At 42.5% G+C, this 17,932-nt stretch carries 18 protein-coding genes; 5 read left to right on the top strand and 13 right to left on the bottom strand.

Features of this window, described 5'->3' with window-relative positions; all coding sequences use genetic code 11:
* Window positions 1–100 precede the first annotated feature (100 nt).
* Window positions 101–322 (bottom strand): hypothetical protein, encoded by a 222-nt coding sequence (locus D8S85_RS19735; protein ID WP_106624020.1) that lies wholly within the window; start codon window positions 320–322, stop codon window positions 101–103.
* Between the two features lie 69 nt (window positions 323–391).
* Here D8S85_RS19735 and D8S85_RS19730 point away from each other — a divergent pair, with 69 nt between their 5' ends.
* The 3 genes from D8S85_RS19730 (at window position 392) to D8S85_RS19720 (ending at window position 3,603) form a co-directional block, all read left to right on the top strand.
* On the top strand, window positions 392–1,450 hold the full coding sequence (locus D8S85_RS19730) for a class I fructose-bisphosphate aldolase (RefSeq protein WP_106624019.1): 1,059 nt from the start codon (window positions 392–394) through the stop codon (window positions 1,448–1,450).
* Between the two features lie 73 nt (window positions 1,451–1,523).
* The gene (locus D8S85_RS19725) at window positions 1,524–2,783 is read left to right on the top strand and encodes a putative DNA modification/repair radical SAM protein (RefSeq protein WP_106624018.1); all 1,260 of its coding nucleotides are present in this window, start codon (window positions 1,524–1,526) and stop codon (window positions 2,781–2,783) included.
* 52 nt (window positions 2,784–2,835) lie between these two features.
* Window positions 2,836–3,603, top strand: a complete 768-nt coding sequence (locus D8S85_RS19720) for a TIGR03915 family putative DNA repair protein (RefSeq protein ID WP_106624017.1) — start codon at window positions 2,836–2,838, stop codon at window positions 3,601–3,603.
* A gap of 69 nt (window positions 3,604–3,672) precedes the next feature.
* On the opposite strand, the gene D8S85_RS19715 is transcribed toward D8S85_RS19720, so the two are convergent.
* The 8 genes from D8S85_RS19715 to D8S85_RS19680 form a co-directional block, all read right to left on the bottom strand.
* The gene (locus D8S85_RS19715) at window positions 3,673–3,867 is read right to left on the bottom strand and encodes a DUF4272 domain-containing protein (RefSeq protein ID WP_127075585.1); all 195 of its coding nucleotides are present in this window, start codon (window positions 3,865–3,867) and stop codon (window positions 3,673–3,675) included.
* A gap of 11 nt (window positions 3,868–3,878) precedes the next feature.
* On the bottom strand, window positions 3,879–4,067 hold the full coding sequence (locus tag D8S85_RS19710; RefSeq protein ID WP_106624015.1) for a hypothetical protein: 189 nt from the start codon (window positions 4,065–4,067) through the stop codon (window positions 3,879–3,881).
* A 66-nt stretch (window positions 4,068–4,133) separates the two neighbouring features.
* Window positions 4,134–5,330: a DUF4272 domain-containing protein gene (locus tag D8S85_RS19705; protein ID WP_158641650.1), complete on the bottom strand. Its 1,197-nt coding sequence runs from the start codon at window positions 5,328–5,330 to the stop codon at window positions 4,134–4,136.
* A 125-nt stretch (window positions 5,331–5,455) separates the two neighbouring features.
* Window positions 5,456–5,836 (bottom strand): VOC family protein, encoded by a 381-nt coding sequence (locus tag D8S85_RS19700; RefSeq protein ID WP_106624013.1) that lies wholly within the window; start codon window positions 5,834–5,836, stop codon window positions 5,456–5,458.
* Window positions 5,837–5,883: 47 nt separating this feature from the next.
* Window positions 5,884–6,606: an MBL fold metallo-hydrolase gene (locus tag D8S85_RS19695; protein ID WP_106624012.1), complete on the bottom strand. Its 723-nt coding sequence runs from the start codon at window positions 6,604–6,606 to the stop codon at window positions 5,884–5,886.
* Window positions 6,607–6,652: 46 nt separating this feature from the next.
* Window positions 6,653–7,918: a uracil-xanthine permease family protein gene (locus D8S85_RS19690; RefSeq protein WP_106624011.1), complete on the bottom strand. Its 1,266-nt coding sequence runs from the start codon at window positions 7,916–7,918 to the stop codon at window positions 6,653–6,655.
* Window positions 7,919–7,993: 75 nt separating this feature from the next.
* Window positions 7,994–8,875, bottom strand: a complete 882-nt coding sequence (locus tag D8S85_RS19685; protein ID WP_106624010.1) for a carbohydrate kinase family protein — start codon at window positions 8,873–8,875, stop codon at window positions 7,994–7,996.
* A 167-nt stretch (window positions 8,876–9,042) separates the two neighbouring features.
* Window positions 9,043–9,390: a RagB/SusD family nutrient uptake outer membrane protein gene (locus D8S85_RS19680; protein WP_228423366.1), complete on the bottom strand. Its 348-nt coding sequence runs from the start codon at window positions 9,388–9,390 to the stop codon at window positions 9,043–9,045.
* Between the two features lie 356 nt (window positions 9,391–9,746).
* On the opposite strand from D8S85_RS19680, the gene D8S85_RS19675 reads away from it, so the two are divergent.
* The gene (locus tag D8S85_RS19675) at window positions 9,747–10,247 is read left to right on the top strand and encodes a YdeI/OmpD-associated family protein (protein WP_106624007.1); all 501 of its coding nucleotides are present in this window, start codon (window positions 9,747–9,749) and stop codon (window positions 10,245–10,247) included.
* Window positions 10,248–10,568: 321 nt separating this feature from the next.
* Here the strand turns inward: D8S85_RS19675 and D8S85_RS19670 are convergent, their stop codons facing one another.
* The 4 genes from D8S85_RS19670 to D8S85_RS19655 form a co-directional block, all read right to left on the bottom strand.
* Complete coding sequence (locus D8S85_RS19670) at window positions 10,569–12,695, bottom strand: HRDC domain-containing protein (RefSeq protein WP_127075583.1); 2,127 nt, start codon at window positions 12,693–12,695, stop codon at window positions 10,569–10,571.
* A gap of 246 nt (window positions 12,696–12,941) precedes the next feature.
* The gene (locus tag D8S85_RS19665) at window positions 12,942–14,969 is read right to left on the bottom strand and encodes a protein-disulfide reductase DsbD family protein (RefSeq protein ID WP_106624004.1); all 2,028 of its coding nucleotides are present in this window, start codon (window positions 14,967–14,969) and stop codon (window positions 12,942–12,944) included.
* Between the two features lie 161 nt (window positions 14,970–15,130).
* Window positions 15,131–16,678, bottom strand: a complete 1,548-nt coding sequence (locus D8S85_RS19660; RefSeq protein WP_127075581.1) for an Rne/Rng family ribonuclease — start codon at window positions 16,676–16,678, stop codon at window positions 15,131–15,133.
* A gap of 187 nt (window positions 16,679–16,865) precedes the next feature.
* On the bottom strand, window positions 16,866–17,174 hold the full coding sequence (locus D8S85_RS19655; RefSeq protein ID WP_158582627.1) for an HU family DNA-binding protein: 309 nt from the start codon (window positions 17,172–17,174) through the stop codon (window positions 16,866–16,868).
* A 320-nt stretch (window positions 17,175–17,494) separates the two neighbouring features.
* Here D8S85_RS19655 and D8S85_RS19650 point away from each other — a divergent pair, with 320 nt between their 5' ends.
* A complete protein-coding gene (locus D8S85_RS19650) occupies window positions 17,495–17,908 on the top strand; it encodes a single-stranded DNA-binding protein (protein ID WP_106624003.1) in 414 nt (137 codons plus the stop codon).
* Window positions 17,909–17,932: the final 24 nt, after the last annotated feature.

Genomic DNA, 17,932 nt, shown 5'->3' with positions numbered 1-17,932 from the left:
AAAAGAAAAGTTTATATTTTAGGAGCCAGAAACGCTCCCACTCGTAATATGTTTGCCTCTTTACGACAGTCATTAATCGTGACACAAATAGTCTCCCCAGCTAATATCTTCCTGCAACAAAATCGTGTTTATCGTACCTCCCTTCCCCAAGGTATATTTCTCGGGAATACACGCTTACCAACTGTTGCCAGGCTAATTGTTGCTTTATCGGGACCAGTCTTGCTACCATTTCCACTTTCTCCTCCAATATAACCTTCTCCGGGAAACGAACATTCTTTTCAAAATATTTCCCCTTCCAAGCCTTGGCCGACAAAGAAATCACGCATAAAATTTAGACAACAAAAATCTAACTATTCACGTATGAAACTAAATATATAATACCACATTAAGTATGAGTACAAACAAAATAATCGAAATTCTGGGAGATCAAAGTGATTTCCTATTGAACCACACCTGTAAAACCATTGATAAATCGTTACTTCACATCCCGTCACCCAATACTATTGACGAGATTTGGATGTCATCTGATAGAAATACCCGCACGCTGAACAGCCTGCAAAGCATCCTGAGTCACGGTCGTTTGGCAAATACCGGCTACGTATCCATTCTTCCCGTGGATCAAGGAGTTGAACATACGGCAGGAGCGTCTTTCGCCCCGAACCCTCTCTATTTTGATCCGGAAAATATCATAAAACTTGCTATCGAGGGCGGGTGTAACGCCGTGGCATCGACATTCGGAGTACTCGGAGCTGTGGCTCGTAAATACGCTCACAGAATTCCATTTATAGTGAAAATCAATCATAATGAACTACTGACCTACCCGACTCAATACGACCAAACACTATACGGTACGGTGGAAGAGGCATGGAACATGGGAGCCGCAGCAGTAGGTGCCACAATTTACTTCGGCTCACCGGAAAGTCGCAGGCAAATACTGGAAGTATCGGAAGCATTTGCCCGCGCTCACGAACTGGGTATGGCAACCATTCTCTGGTGTTACCTTCGCAACGGAAGTTTCAAAAAAGAGGGAATAGACTATCACTCGGCTGCAGATTTGACAGGCCAAGCCAATCATCTGGGAGCAACCATCCAAGCCGACATCGTAAAACAAAAACTTCCAACTGTAAACGGGGGATTCACAGCACTCAAATTCGGGAAAACTAACGAGAAAGTTTACACCGAACTCACGTCCTCCCACCCGATAGATCTCTGCCGTTACCAAGTGGCTAACAGCTACATGGGGCGCATTGGACTGATCAACTCCGGAGGAGAATCCAAAGGAGCATCCGACTTAAAGGAGGCTGTCATAACAGCCGTAATCAATAAACGAGCCGGTGGAATGGGACTTATCAGCGGACGAAAAGCTTTTCAGAAACCAATGAATCAAGGAGTTGAATTACTACATGCCATCCAAGACGTTTATCTGGATAAAAATATCACGATAGCCTAACAGGAGAAGCAAAATACTCCACCTTCTGTTTTTTATTTCTATCTTTGTGAAGAAGACATAACCCTTGTTCACCATGGATGAAAGAGTGCTCAACAAGCTAAAAATACTCGCTGAATCAGCGAAATATGATGTATCCTGTGCATCTAGTGGGACCTCTCGCTCTCATAGAAAAGGACAGATCGGCAGTGCAGAAGGTTGGGGTATATGTCACAGCTTCGCAGAAGACGGACGCTGTATCTCCCTGCTGAAAATCATGCTTACAAACAGTTGCATATACGACTGTGCCTATTGCATCAATCGCAGGAGTAACGACCTGCCGAGAGCCACGTTCTCCGTCACGGAACTTGTGAACCTGACAATAGAATTCTACCGCCGGAACTACATTGAAGGACTTTTCCTCAGTTCCGGTGTCGTGCGCAATCCTGATTATACCATGGAACGCCTCGTGAAAGTAGTGAAAGACCTCCGGCAAGTGTACTGCTTCAATGGATATATTCACTTGAAAAGCATCCCCGGAGCCAGTCAGGAACTAGTCAACGAGGCTGGTTTATACGCGGATCGTATGAGTGTAAATATCGAAATACCCAACGAACAAAGTTTACAACTTCTCGCTCCGGAGAAAGACTTTCAAAGTGTGTTCACCCCCATGCGCTACATTCAACAAGGAATGTTACAAAGTGCCGAGGAACGGAAAAAATACAGTCACGCTCCCCGCTTTGTTCCCGCCGGACAAAGTACGCAAATGATCGTGGGTGCAACTTCCGATTCGGACAAGGACATTCTACATCTCACTTCCGCACTTTACAAACGCCCAAGCATGAAAAGAGTGTATTACTCAGGATTCGTCCCCGTTAACGGGTACGACAATCGTCTACCGGCCTTGAAACAACCGCCTCTTGTGAGGGAAAACCGATTGTACCAAGCCGATTGGTTACTCAGATTTTACAACTTCAAAGTGGATGAGATCGTGGATGATTCCTATCCTGATCTTGATTTAGAAATTGATCCCAAGCTGGCGTGGGCTTTACGCCACCCAGAAGTTTTCCCCGTGGACATCAACCGGGCCGACTATGAAATGCTGTTACGGGTTCCCGGCTTGGGTGTGAAATCTGCCAAAATGATTCTCACCGCTCGTCGCTATTCCCGTCTAGGTACTTCACACTTGAAACAAATCGGTGTCGTTCTGAAAAAGGCACAATATTTTATCACGTGCCACGAACTCCCTACCCGGACTGTCAACGAGCTCAAACCTGAGAACGTAAGACGTATTCTAACACAAAGAAAAGCAACCAAAATCGATGACAACCAACTAATCATCCCGTTCGTTTATTAAATGAGGACAGACTTGTGCGGTTGGAATCTAAAATCGTAAATCTAAAATTAGTATGCTTATATTCCGGTACGACAAAACTTTCGAAGGACTGTTAACGGCGATTTTTGACGCTTATAGCATGAAAAGATTCCCCGATATATTATTAGCAACAGAAGAAACACCACCTCTATTTTATGATGAAATTATCGCAATTATCACTGACGAAGAAAGAAGTAATCGGGTATGGAAAGGACTTCAAAAAAAATTGTCAGCCTCGGCTCTTGCCAGTCTTACAACTTGTTGGTTATCTGATATCCCGGGAATAGACCTCGTACTATTTCGCTACATTCGCAAAGCTATTGACGCACCTCGCTCCATAGAACTGAACTTCGGTGATCCCGATGTGCTGGAACTCTCCAAAGTCTGGAAGAAAGTCAACAACGAACGACTACGAGTCATACAATTCCTCCGTTTTCAAAAAGCGGCAGACGGGACTTATTTTGCTGCCCTAAAACCCCTGTACAACGTAATCTCACTTGTGACCCCCTACCTGCAAGACCGTTTTGCCGATCAAAAATGGCTACTCTACGATCTCAAACGGGAATATGGCTACTATTATGACCTGTCCACTATCACCGAAGTCCATTTCGAACAAAAGGAAGGCCACCTCCATTCCGGCTTCCTCGACGAAAGCATCATGGATCAAGATGAAAAGCTTTTCCAAAAACTCTGGCAGACCTATTTCAAGGCCATTACCATCAAAGAACGCTCGAATCCGAAACTACATCGCCAAAACCTTCCCTCCCGTTTCTGGAAATATCTACCCGAAAAGAAGGGGTAGTCCCCTTGTCCATTTTAATTTGGTCGGCACAACACCTAATGCCCACAACAATACGGCACAACACTCGTATCACCACAAAAACTGGATACAATCATGTTGTTCCGGTTTCGGGTTATCAAGATACGCCCGCTCCATCGGGGTAAATTCATCTTCAATATGATAAACCTCCGTCACTTGGTTCACGTAATCCAATACCTTCTCCCGATCCTGCTTCTCCGACAACAACACCTCTGAATACAAAGCCACAGACCGACGAGCTACCATCTCCGGGTTCTTTATAACAGCCTCGCTTCCATCACCTCGCAAGGTAAATGCTCCATATAAAGAACTCCTACCTCTTTCAAACGAACTATCGAACGCTCCCGACGTGCCAGATCGACATCCCCGGCTTCCGGGCGATCCACGTTCAACAAATCAGCGCTTGCCACTGAACGGAACGTCTCATACTCGCTTTCCCCCTTCACAGAAAAAACAATTTCCCCTTACCGTCAAAAAGACTTCATACTCGGATTTCGTTGTTTATCCATACATCAAATCACGTCCCACTCCGGTTGAATTCCTAACAACCAATTAAAAGCATGATTTCGGTGCATTGCAATATCGGTATCAATATTTCGAGGCATTTTCTTTTTCTTATCCATAGCTTCTATACACGCCAAAAGATAATGCAAGGTAACATCAGCTTCATCCATGATTACCCTTCGCCCCTTTCGATCAGGGAATCCAGTTTCCCAATCAATTTTAGACGAAGCCGCATAAAACGAATCCATTACTTCCAGCATTTTTACCACCTCGCAATGCTCGGAAGGGAATGACAGATTCTCGATCAATCCCAGACTCCACATGAAAACATTACATTCCTCAAATTGCCAAAAAAAACGCAGATGATCATTCTCTTTATTATTTTTCGAAAATAAATAATCCTTTTCCTCCTGTACACAATTTTTAAGAGGCTCGAATCCATCTTCTTCCATATCGTGAATCTGCTTCCACCACGTTTCCACACCTTCCTCACCGAAATTCAATGCACAGAATGCATAAGAACCGGTTGAAACAATGGCCATAATTCGACCTATCACGCTCTCTTCTATTCTAATCCCATAACGCCTATAATCTACTTCCATCGGTTCCAGATTTTCAAAAGCCACCTTCTCATCCTTCAAACGTTTCATTGTACGAACCCGACGTTCTTTGTTCTCGCTATCATCCGTCATGAAAAATTTCTTCATAAAGAAATCCGTGTTAATCATAGGAGCATACGTGACAAGGTCGCTCTTTCCCTCGTCATTAAACACTAATTCCCGTTCCCCCGAGTAAAAACTCATGTCCGAGAAAAGCAAAAGTCCTTGTAATTTATTCGCCAAATGGAATAACACATCACACATCATGTCCTCTCGACTCTTGTCACCACGCTTATATTCAACTTTCAACACTGTGGTAAACACCTTGATTTGAAAAAGCAAAGAACTTTTCACCTCCTCTTTTTGAGTCGGGACACGCTCAAAATAAGACACTAATTCAGACACATGTTTGCTCACCTCCTCGGGTTTACGCTCTTTGTCAAGCAATTGACACTTCACCTCACTTCGATCATTCAACACGTATTTCCAAGAATACCCATCAAATTCTTGTGAATGTATAGAACAATCAAGCATTCTATTTAATTCAATGGCCACTTGCCCTGAATCTCCAGTCACACAATAAAAATACACGCATTCATTATCCATAAGTTTGCACATTTAAAATTTCACTAAAGATAGTAATTAATTTAATAAATCATGCAAACAAATAGCAATACAGCTTTATTTTCGAAAAATAAACACCTTTATACATTCTCTCGCACCCGAAAACATTATTCTCGCTCCGGTAAAATTTCTATCCAATAACCATCCGGATCATTGATAAAATAAAGTCCCATATCCGTGTTCTCGTAGCACACGCAATCCATCTGTTTGTGATAGGCCCGGACGGCATCATAGTTTCCTGGAACACGCATACATAGATGGAACTCCCCTTCACCCAAGTCGTAAGGCTCCTCACGATCCCTCAACCAAGTTAATTCCAACAAGAAACCTGTTTTCTCTTCTCCCATATACACTAAAATAAAAGAACCATCCGGAGCTTCCATCCGACGCACTTCCTTTAATCCCAACGCTTTCTCGTAAAAGCGAATACTCCTATCTAGATCAAGTACATTAAAATTGAAATGATCAAATCTACCCTTTACTTCCATATATTAATTTTTGATTTATGATTTTAGATTGAAAAAATTTACCCATTCTAAATTTTAAATTCTTCTCCCCTATAAGTCAATTCCACGAAACACACGCCCCGACTTTCCGCATATTCTCGAAAAGCATTGGCACGGGCATACTCCTCATCGAAATGCATCGGGACAAACATCCCCACACGAAAATGATCCACGAATTGCTTGGCTCCCAGCATGTACTCCTGCCCTAACCGAGGATCAACGGGAAACATCACAAGATCCACCCGGTTTGTTCTCCGGGCAAGTAGTTCCAATTCCGCTAAATAAGCGTTTTCCGCCTCACGAACCTCCCCTTCCGTCGATTCCTCCTTCCAATGCCAATTATTCAAATCTCCGGCATGAAAGATCAATTTCCCATCCAGCCGCAAAAGGAAAGAAATACCTAAATCCGTTGATCCGAAGGCCTCTACCTCCAACACCCCATCAGACCAGATATCGCCTCGTGATAAATAACAAGCATCATTTAATCGAGCCAACCCATTTTCAAGAATATCTTTTGAAAAAACATACTGAATATCCGGATGCATATCCCTCCACTCCAGCACCTCCGGGTTAAAGTGATCAGCATGAGAATGAGAAGACAACACGTACAATTTTTCAGGTCGTTTGAGCAACTCATCATGTACAAGACCCACCAACGGCCGCAGTGCCGAGTCTTTATAATAATCAATGATTACAGTAAAACTCTCTCCTACCAAAGCAAAACAACTATGGTATATATAAATTAATTTCATCTTATTCCTAGTCTTTCAATTATATACGAAACTCTCCTGTCACAAGTTACTTCTTTTTAAAGATCAAGTGTTCCATGATCAACACGGTAATCACTCCCATCACGAAACCATTCCCCACGATTGGCTTGAACAAATAAGGTATCAAATTCAACACCTTCTCCGGGGCAAACGATAACAACAGGGCTACCATCAACGGTAATCCCACAACTACCCCGCTATCAAAATCCGTGATCGCCTTCTCTCTTACCAACATCTGTAAACCAGCAGCCAATTGCGTCGCCATCAAGTAAAGCAAAATTGCCCCCATCACCACACCTGGTATCGTCACCAACATCCCCACAACAGAAGGGAAAAAAGCACACAAAATCAATCCGACCCCAGCAGGTAATAAGGTATAGCGAGAAGCACACCCTGTAGCAGAAATCACGCCCGGACTCATGGAATAATCGACCGGGCCAATCACCCCGAACAATCCGGACAGCATGTTCACCACTCCCACAATCCCAACTCCCCGTGTTGTACGCCGATCCATATGATCAGCTTGTAACATATGTCCAACGGCCTGTATCGAACCAAGCTCATTCACAATCAAAGCTATATAACAAAACAAGAATGCCAAAATCGTCCCCGCCTCAAAATTCAACGGAAAGTTTAAAACAGTCGCTTGTTCCAGTATTATCTCGACTCCCGTTGAAGGCAACATCGGCAAACCAAACACCCCGTAATACACCAACACGCCCCCTACTATTCCCCATAACACCGTGGTTGACTTCCATATTCCCCGCAACAATTTATTCCCGATCACTAAAGCCAGTACCATCACCAGCGTGAAAAACATATTAAACAAGGCACGTACCGCATCTCCCAACACCAGTTTCAAAATCACCGATGTCAGCGTGAACGCAATCAAAATCAAGATCACCGTAACAATGCGGGGCGTAAACACGAACTGCAACCTCCCCAGTAATCCACTATATGCTAAGATGGTCAAAATCAAACCTCCGACCATAATACCTGTGTAAACAGCAGAAATCCCCGACGACACCGTGGACAGAATCCCAATCAACAATACTGATGCCGGCCCGATTATCAACGGCAATCGATGTCCCCATAGCACTTGTACAATCATAGCTATTCCAATGACTCCAAACAACTTTTGCAAATAAAATGTCTGCTCGGACACATCCGTGTAATGAAGTTGCGACACGATAATCCCCATAATTACCACGCAAGGCAGAGAGACGATCCACCACTGCAACCCGTACATCAACATAGGCAAAATTCCCGGCTTATCATTCAACTCGTATTTCATATCTTTCGAATTTATGTATGTAAAGTTACATATTTTCCCGAATCTGACATCTGGAGTACGGATACCTAATAAAAATTAAAGTATCCCTTTCAACTTTTCGGGCAACCTCGGCATTGCTCCTGCTTGACCACAAACAAAAGCGGAAACCTCGACTGCCAAACGATGAGCCTCAACCATTGATTTCCCTTTCAAAATAGCAGCACAAAATGCTGCAGTGAAAGAATCCCCTGCACCCACCGTGTCTACCACCTTCACATGAGGGGTATCTAGAAATGACCGTGTATCACCTGAAAACACGTAACTGCCCTGCACCCCACATGTAAGTATCAACACCTTCAAATCAAACCGCTTCATCATCTCCCAACACTTCCCCTCAATCGATTTCTCTGATAATTCTAATAACTCAGACAAAATAACCAATTCTTCATCATTCAATTTCAATATATTACACCGGACTAAAGAATCTTTCAAAACTTCCATCGTGTAAAAATGTTGACGAAGATTTATATCAAAAACTTTATATGCCTCCCCGGACATAGCATCCAAAAATCGGTTCAACGTTGTACGAGTCACCACATTCCGTTGAGCCAAAGATCCAAAACAAACACAACGAGTCTGACAAGCCAATCGATCAAGTTCCGGAGTATACGGCACGTTATCCCACGCCACGCTCTGTTTTATTTCGTAACAAGGAATTCCCCCTTCGTTCAGCGTAACTTCAACAGTACCCGTAGGGAACGGCACCCGTTCCACCCAATAACGTAGCCCCTTCTCATTAAAATTTTCCAGAATTTCATCACCCAACACATCTTCCCCCACAGCACTCACCACCCGACTATCAAAACCGAATTGCGACATATGATAAGCAAAATTAGCAGGAGCCCCTCCTATCCTTTTCCCTTCTGGAAACATATCCCAAAGAACCTCTCCGATTCCCACGATTATATCATTATTCATCATCACGTGTATTTAGTCATAAATGCATATACAAAAGAAAGCAATTGATATGAAAAAACAAACGGAACTATGAACAAGTTTTTTCAACTGCATGCTCCGATTTGGGGCCTGTACCACTCAAAGCAATAATACGCCACATATAAACAAAAAAATATTTTCTTCATAGCCTAACGTTCATATTGTGGAATTTCAGGATTATATTCCAACACTCTCGGCGGAATAGGTAGGATATAACGATTGTCATTAGGGGGTAAAATCCAAGTTTGACCATCCGCTTTACGCGTAATCGTCTTCTGAAAACGTTTTTCCAAATTCAAACGTTTCAGATCAATGTAACGAGTCATTCCAGTAAATGGCATCTCTCGACGACGCTCATCCAAGACTATCATTAAAGCCTTATTTTCAACTGAAAGTTGCCGATTATTCATAATACGAAAATCCCTCAGCCGATTGATATAATCCACAGCATTTTCCACAGAACCGATCCTCGCTTCACACTCAGCAGCAATCAACATCATTTCGGGTACTGAAAAACCGACATTCTGTACATGGTAAGGCCCATAAGTAAGTCTGTACTCAGCCGGAAACAGCAAATTATTCAAGCCGAAAACGCCTCTCTGAAATTAGAACAGGACAAAGATAAAACGTCAAATATCCGCTTTACCATTAATGGAACAGATATACACCAGTGGTTTCGACAAAAGCAACAAGAGTTTCTACTCTTCACTGGGATTAAGCTACAGGAACGACAGGAGAGGCGAGGGATAAAATTATAATTCTATTTCATTGTCTATTAAACAAAAGGTTGAGGTAAGTGAGTAATTTACCTCAGCTTTTTGTACCTTTGCTTATTATCCATATTTTTAAAAACATGGATGAAAAATTAGTCGATAAAGAATATTTGCTTGAGAAATTGCCTGGCAAGTACGGTTGGACATATACGATTATTCCTGAAATTAGGCCAGCCCCCAATGCCCCGTTCAATTGGGTGAAAGTACGAGGAACAATTGATCGTTATCAAATCAAAGATTACCGTTTAATGCCATCTGGGGATGTAATGCCATCTGGAAAGGGAGTTCTGTTTCTGGCTGTCAATGCTGAAATCCGCAAAAAGATACAGAAACAGGCAGGCGATTATGTCCACATTGTTTTATATCCAGACAATGAACCAATAGAAATCCCGAAAGAATTTTTGTTGTGCTTACAAGATGACATCGTAGCTTTGCAGTTTTTTAATTCGCTCATTGAAAGCGAACAATATAAATACATCAGGTGGATATATTCGGCAAAGGGGGAGCAGACCAAAGTTGACAGGATTGCCAAAACAGTAACCAAACTTGCAGACCGCAAGAAATTTGCAGACAAAGAATAATGATTACTATAAACCCAGATACACCGACCTTCTATTTTAATAGATGAGTCTACAATAAGTGCTGGTAAAAAATACTATCTTTCTTTTTCTCGTCAGCACTATTTTTGCACTTTTGCAGTGAACAAATGAGTTATTTTGAAAGCAATGCAAAGCAGAGCACAGAAAATGAGTACAGTTGCTAAGTCATTACCTCAAATTCCATCAACCACTCAAATAGATTTTATTTGAGCAAGTTAGCTTTTCTTTCCAAGATTAGTGAAAAATCACGGAAATATAGAAATCCATAAAATAATGGTCGAACTTGACTCTTTATCTCTATCCTTACTTCTGCTGAAAACGAAACTCGTCCACCATATCCAACAACACGCCCCCGTAACGTTCCACGATCTTTTTCCCGACCCCGGGAACTGCCAACAATTCCTTTGAATTCGTGGGTAATGTGTTACTGATTCCCAATAAAGCCTTCTGTTGCAACACCGTGTACACGGGCAATTTCAAACGTTCGGCCTCTTTATTCCTCCAGCTGCGAAGAGTTTCATACAGTTTCGGATGTAGAATATCGGAAGAAACTTCCACTTTCTCCATCCCGGCACGCTTCGCCTTGATCTTCACTTTCGGAGCATCAATTAACGCCTTCGCTTTGGCACGTAAATAATCTTTTACAGAAAAACCATCTTTGATCACTTTCAATGTTTCCAGTTTCAAATTCACCTCACCCCGGAAACGTTCCATATTTTGCTCCACCAACTTTCTCACCTCTTTGTTATCAATCTCCGGGATAGCCTCTTCCAAGAAATTTCCCAAAATAGCCATCGTATGTTCCCGAAAATATTCCGCTCCTTTCTTCACCCGTTCCGCGATCACCGAATCCTCCTCGTAATTTCCCTCTTCTGGCATCAACCGTTCCAACTGATTCTGAAACCGTTCAGCTACCGCTAACAACTCCTCGGCACATCTTGTGCCAGCTATCCGGTAACGTTCTACCCAATCGGGATATAATCGCCGCAACTGCTCATCCAACACCCGGTATAAATAATGTAAACGCCACCGGATCGTTTCGTAATCGAATTGTTCCAGCAACAATTCCCTGAAATAAGACTGCCGAGCCTGTTGCAACTCCTCTTTATTGGGCTCTTTCTGTTCCGCCTCCCGCACGAATTCATCTATTGCACCATCGCTTACCAGCGAACTCATAGTTACCGGAGAACTCAAAACAAGTCCCTCGAATGTCTTACAACGGCTCAACGCCACATACACCTGTCCGTGAGCAAATGCTGCATTGGCATCCACAATCGCCCGTTCAAACGTCAACCCTTGGCTTTTATGGATCGTGATCGCCCACGCCGTTTTCAACGGGTACTGCTTAAACGTTCCCTCCACAGTCTCTGTGATCTCCCGAGTCTCCTCGTCTAACGTGTATCTCGTGTTCGTCCATTCCTCCGGCGTCACCTGAATCTTCAGACCATCCTCTTTTCCGACCACCTCGATGGAACGATCATTAATAGCCGTAATTTTACCGATTTTTCCATTGTAGTAACGCTTTTCCGGTGATGAATCATTTTTCACGAACATCACTTGTGCGCCCTGTTTCAGCACTAACGTTTCCTCTGTGGGATAAGAATAAGTCGGGAAATTATCTTTCACCTCTGCCTTAAATGAATAAGCCCTAGTAGATAATTCTGCCATTTTCACGTCGTTAATCCTTTGTGCTTGATGGTTATGTGTTGTCAACGTGATATACCCCTCTTCATCCGAAGGCTTAAAGTCCGGTATATACCGCCGATTCAACATCCCCAACACCGCAGTATCCACCCGATTCTCCCGCACCCGGTTCAATAGATCCACGAACTCCCGATCTTGCTGCCGGTAAACGTGTTTCAACTCGATCATCACGTACCGAGTTGCTGCCAATGCCTTGCTGTGAAAAAAGAACGCCGATGCATAATGCTGTTTCAACAAAGCCCACTCGTCCTCTTTCACCACGGGAGCCAACTGCTGCAAATCACCGATCAGCAACAACTGCACCCCTCCAAAAGGCTCATTTTTAGATCGATAACGCCGCAATATATCATCCACTGCATCCAACAAATCTGCTCGCACCATACTAATCTCGTCAATCACCAGCAAATCAATCGTTTTGATAATATTGATCTTCTCCCGGTTGAATTTATGCGTGTAATGCAATTTATCCCCTTGTCCCACGACCTCCGTTACTCCCGGCACATAAGGTCCGAATGGTAATTGGAAAAAGGAATGAATCGTCACCCCACCCGCGTTAATCGCCGCCACTCCCGTGGGAGCAACCACAATCATTCTTTTGGGTGATCTCCGTTTCAATTCCCGCAAAAACGTAGTTTTTCCTGTTCCCGCTTTTCCCGTAAGAAACACGTTCACACCTGTATATTCCAAGAAATCATACGCCAATTCCAGTTGTGGATTACTTTCCATGGATCAAAAGTTTACACGAATTATCATTTCATTCGGCCTTCGCAGACACTCAATTTTTACAAAGGTATGAAAATAATCTGTTCCTATCGCGACAAAAGATAAATCTCTGACAAACCTGCCGATTTCATTTATACCTTCTAATATTTCCGTCTGTTTTTCAGGATTATTCTTCACAATATCCAGAGTATATACATCGAAAGCCACCTCGAAAAAGGTGGCTTTCAAATATCTGATCAATTCGATAAATTACTTTCCGGCACGAGCTTTATACTCTTTCAAACCGTCTTGCAAGAATTTCACGAAAGCATCCCGATCTTTATTATAACCTCTAGCAGGTTGCAACACATGCGGTTTCAATACTTTCTCGTTTCCCTTACGGCTATCTAACAAGATATAGTTCGGTTGAGCGTTTGACTCGAATTGCTTGATCTGGAAGTCTGTATTCTTCTTTCCAAGCGTATTTTTCTTCTTCCCGTCATACTCTGACACGTATACCTCTTCTGCTGGTAATTTGGTCTTATCGTCCACGTAAAGAGCCACGATAATATAATCATTCTTCAACATTTCAAGCACGCGAGGATCAGACCAAACACTCTGTTCCATCTCACGACAGTTTACACAACCGTGACCGGTGAAGTCAATAAACAAAGGTTTATCCTGAGCTTGTGCAGCCTTCAATGCTTGATCGTAATCGAAATAACCATCCAACCCGTGAGGCAAGTGTAAGAAATCAGAGTATTTTACAGGCTCGTTAGAAGCGGCACTAGCAGCTCCTTGTGTTCCCCCTACCTGCACGCCACTCTTCATAATCTCTTTCGCATTGTCACGTACAATACGGTTAATATCGAAGTCGATCGTTTCTTGCGGCGGGAAGTATCCGGCCAAAGCTTTCAACGGTGCCCCGAACATACCCGGGATCAAATAGATCACGAATGACATGGTAATAATAATCATGACCAAACGAGGAACCCCGATATAGGGTAAGTCGCTATCGTGAGCGAATTTAATTTTACCCATCAAGTACAATGCTTGTAACGTAAATACGGCTACCCAAATTGCGATGTAAACCTCACGGTCTAACAATCCCCAGTGGTAAGTCTGGTCTGCCACCATCAAGAACTTGAAACCAAGGGCAACCTCGATAAATCCTAATACCACCTTCACCGAGTTCAACCAACCTCCTGACTTCGGAAGATTGCTCAATTTTGAAGGGAAGAACGAGAAAAACCCGAAAGGTAAAGCCACGGCGATAGAGAATCCTAACATACCGACAATCGGACGCAATACAGATCCGCGAGCAGCCTCAACCAACACAGTTCCTACAATCGGAGCAGTACATGAGAATGATACCAATACCAACGTGAAAGCCATGAAGAAAGCTCCGATATAACCACCTTTATCAGCTTGTTTGTCTGATTTATTTACTAACCAAGACGGCAACACGATTTCAAATGCACCAAAGAAGGATGCAGCAAAAATCATGAATATAATAAAGAAGCAAATATTAGGCAGCCAGTTAGTACTCAACCAGTTGATAAATCCCGGTCCTAACAAGAAGGAGATAATCAATCCTAATGCGGTATAAATACCGATAATAGATAAGGAGAAGAAAATTGCTTTTGCCTTTGCTTTTGCCTTATTACTATCGCCGTGCATGAAGAAAGACACTGTCATCGGGATCATCGGGAATACACAAGGCATCACAACAGCCAGCAATCCACTACCGAAAGCAACCCAGAAAAATAACCATAAAGAATCATCCTCAGTTGCATCCTTCGTTTCATCGGCTGCAGCAACAGTTGCTTTTTCCGCACCTTTGTCGCTCAATTCGATCGCGAAGTCTTTTTCTCCCGGTACACAAGCACCTTCTTGGCAAGCTTGAAACTCAACACTTCCTTTCACAATCGTAATGGAAGGATCGGTAACTTTGATCTTTTGGGTTACGGTGTAATTATTTGAATAATACCACACATCGACTCCGAAAACATCATCATGCTTTTTATTGGGTTCACTCTCCTCGGCCGTTCCCACCAATTCGATCCCCTCTCCCACTTTCTCAATATTAATTGATGTAGGCATGGGACCGCCTGCCGGGGTTGACATGGAATAAACTGTCCACCCGGGTTGAATGGTTGCTTTAAAAGTTAAAGCGTATTCGTTATCCCCGGTTTTCTTTTGGGAAAACGTCCAACTTGTCGGGTCAGACATTTGAGCGAAAACCGAAAAGGTTCCCACGAACAACGTAAAAATCAACGTCAATAGTCTCTTTTTCATAAAAAATTATTTAATAAAACATCAATTTGCATGCTTCTCGAAATCGTATGCATTGTCACACAGTGGGCGCAAAAGTACCATATAATTTGTTCTCTCACAAATTCATGGCACTATTTTAACATCGTTTTAAGACGGAATGACTAAACTGTAAGTAAAAACACCTACTCTAGTTCTATTTCTCTATTAAAACGATTAAAAAACTTATACTCGTAAATATAAAAAGAGGGCACTCCGATCACCTTCAAATGGATATGGTACTTGAAAGCCCATTTCCTACGCAAAGACCAGAAACCTTTTTTCAAATACGCCTCTACAAAGGGGTGTACTTTCAATACCAGGTTTTTAATTTTTTTCTCCTCGACCAAAAATTCAAGTTGGTCCTCAATTTTATCAATTACCAGAACAGCAGCATCGGCCTTACCGGTTCCATGACACACAGGACAGGTTTCCGTCGTTGTCACGGTCATTTCCGGACGTACCCGCTGGCGAGTGATTTGCATCAACCCGAATTTACTCAAAGGAAGTATCGTATGTTTGGCTCGATCAAGTTCCATCGCCGAACGCATCTTATCGAACAACTTCTGGCGGTTTTCCGCTTGTTGCATATCAATAAAATCGATCACGATAATTCCTCCCATATCTCGTAACTGCAGTTGACGAGCCACTTCATCGGCAGCAGCCAAGTTTACTTCCAGGGCATTTGATTCCTGATCGTCACCCAACTTCACTCGATTACCGCTATTCACGTCTATCACGTGAAAAGCTTCCGTATGTTCTATAATAAGGTAAGCCCCGTTTTTAAACGAAACGGTACGTCCCAACGAAGATTTGATTTGCTTATCCACTCCAAAATGATCAAAAATCGGCACCTCGGTAGATACAAATTTAACGATACCTTCTTTCTCCGGAGCTATCGTGCTGATATAACGCTTAATTTCTTTACTCAATGCTAAATCATTCACATAAATATTCTCGAACGAGGGATTTAATATATCCCGGAGAATAACACTAGTCCGGTCGATCTCTCCCAAAATTAACTTGGGAGGTTCTATATCCCGAAGGTGTTTGAACGCGGTTTCAAAACGTTCGACAAGTTCTGTTAATTCACTGTCAAATAGCTCGGCATTCTTGCCTTCTGCGACAGTTCTCACGATCACCCCGAAATTCTTGGGGCGTATACTTTCAATCAATCTTTTCAAACGCTTCCGTTCCTCGACTGATTTTATCTTTTGTGACACGGATACCTTTTCCGAAAAAGGCATCAAAACTAGGTGACGTCCGGCAATACTCAACTCGGAGGTCAAGCGCGGCCCTTTGGTGGAAATAGGTTCTTTGGCTACCTGTACGACAACATATTGGCCAACAGAAAGCACATCTCCTATCTTCCCGTTTTTACTGATTTCCGGCTCCAGCTTTAATTTGGCAACAGGCATCCCCTTTCGGGCTATACATTGCTTTATATAGCTATCCAAAGAATAAAACTGGGGACTGAGATCAAGGTAATGCAGGAAAGCATCCTTTTCATAGCCGACATTAACAAAAGCGGCATTCAAACCGGGCATGATTTTCTTCACTTTCCCGTAATAGATGTCACCTACCGCAAATTTAACGCTAGTCTTCTCCGTTGTCAACTCTACCAACCGCTTGTCTTTTAACAAAGCGATGACTACTTCTTCCGCTTTTACATCTATGACTAACTCAGTATTCACTACCTGATCTATTAATGTATTAATCAAAATAAACCTAAAGGCATAGCCCTTAGGTTTATACTCTCTAACTCACAAACGATGACTACTTCTTCTTGTGTCTGTTCTTTCTCAGTCTCTTTTTCCGTTTGTGAGTGGCCATCTTATGTCTCTTTCTTTTCTTTCCGCTTGGCATAATTTCACTCCTTTCTTATTTTACTTGATCTTTAACCTGGTTAACGAAACTCTTCGAAGGCTTGAACGAAGGAATAAAGTGTTCAGGAATCTTGATCGTTACATTTTTAGAAATATTACGAGCGGTTTTCTCAGCTCTCTTTTTTACAACAAAACTTCCAAAACCTCTTAAATATACATTTTTTCCATCAATAACAGAACCTTTGATTGCTTCCATAAAAGCCTCAACTGTAGTTTGTACCGCAGCTTTCTCGATACCAGTGGTTCTTGAAATTTCATTCACGATGTCCGCCTTTGTCATTTTCTTTAAGTATTTAATATTCAATATTATATTTCGTTTCTTCTAGATTTCAGACTGCAAATATATATCTTTTCCACAAACAATGAAACAAACTACCGCATTTTTGTCAATATTTTTTGCGTTCTATATATTTAATTGTCAACATAGGACACATACCCCACGCCACTTTTTTCAACAAATCTTTACCTTGACTGCTCCCTCATTTAAACTGACAACAATAAAGTTATCACTTGCTTCCGCAAGCAAAAATAAATCACGAATCGTAACAAGATGATATGAGGATTATTTTTTTTCTCCAAAATTATTCCGTACTTTGTGACAAATTTTAATCCATACATATATACATGGTAAACAAAGTTATTCTTATCGGTAATGTCGGGGCCGACCCGGACGTAAAATATCTCGAAGGAGGTATTGCCATTGCAAGGTTCAGCCTTGCCACGTCGGAAGTGTACAACAATAAAAATGGAGAACGTGTCACTCAAACGGAATGGCACAATATCGTTCTCTGGCGCAATCTGGCTCAGATAGCCGAAAAATACGTTCGTAAAGGAATGATGCTTTACATCGAGGGACGCATCAGAACTCGTTCTTGGGACGATCAGAACGGAGTGAAAAGATACACGACCGAGATTTACGGGGATAACCTCCAAATGCTATCCCGCAAACAAGATAACGGGGAGAAACCTCAAGACACTCACATGCCACAAGCTCCCGATTTAAGCGGTAGTGACGACAGTGACGATCTCCCGTTCTAAACGAAGAGATAAAAGTTATAAGAT

The organism is Butyricimonas faecalis (assembly GCF_003991565.1).
GTDB lineage: Bacteria > Bacteroidota > Bacteroidia > Bacteroidales > Marinifilaceae > Butyricimonas > Butyricimonas faecalis.
Note: the sequence above shows the minus strand (reverse complement) of the source record. Positions and strands in the feature narration are given on the sequence as shown.

Coding starts and splice junctions, on each gene's coding strand:
- D8S85_RS19730 (WP_106624019.1), top strand. CDS start 392: ATGAGTACAAACAAAATAATCGAAATTCTGGGAGATCAAAGTGATTTC.
- D8S85_RS19725 (WP_106624018.1), top strand. CDS start 1,524: ATGGATGAAAGAGTGCTCAACAAGCTAAAAATACTCGCTGAATCAGCG.
- D8S85_RS19720 (WP_106624017.1), top strand. CDS start 2,836: ATGCTTATATTCCGGTACGACAAAACTTTCGAAGGACTGTTAACGGCG.
- D8S85_RS19715 (WP_127075585.1), bottom strand. CDS start 3,867: ATGGTAGCTCGTCGGTCTGTGGCTTTGTATTCAGAGGTGTTGTTGTCG.
- D8S85_RS19705 (WP_158641650.1), bottom strand. CDS start 5,330: ATGGATAATGAATGCGTGTATTTTTATTGTGTGACTGGAGATTCAGGG.
- D8S85_RS19700 (WP_106624013.1), bottom strand. CDS start 5,836: ATGGAAGTAAAGGGTAGATTTGATCATTTCAATTTTAATGTACTTGAT.
- D8S85_RS19695 (WP_106624012.1), bottom strand. CDS start 6,606: ATGAAATTAATTTATATATACCATAGTTGTTTTGCTTTGGTAGGAGAG.
- D8S85_RS19690 (WP_106624011.1), bottom strand. CDS start 7,918: ATGAAATACGAGTTGAATGATAAGCCGGGAATTTTGCCTATGTTGATG.
- D8S85_RS19685 (WP_106624010.1), bottom strand. CDS start 8,875: ATGAATAATGATATAATCGTGGGAATCGGAGAGGTTCTTTGGGATATG.
- D8S85_RS19680 (WP_228423366.1), bottom strand. CDS start 9,390: ATGTTGATTGCTGCTGAGTGTGAAGCGAGGATCGGTTCTGTGGAAAAT.
- D8S85_RS19675 (WP_106624007.1), top strand. CDS start 9,747: ATGGATGAAAAATTAGTCGATAAAGAATATTTGCTTGAGAAATTGCCT.
- D8S85_RS19670 (WP_127075583.1), bottom strand. CDS start 12,695: ATGGAAAGTAATCCACAACTGGAATTGGCGTATGATTTCTTGGAATAT.
- D8S85_RS19665 (WP_106624004.1), bottom strand. CDS start 14,969: ATGAAAAAGAGACTATTGACGTTGATTTTTACGTTGTTCGTGGGAACC.
- D8S85_RS19650 (WP_106624003.1), top strand. CDS start 17,495: ATGGTAAACAAAGTTATTCTTATCGGTAATGTCGGGGCCGACCCGGAC.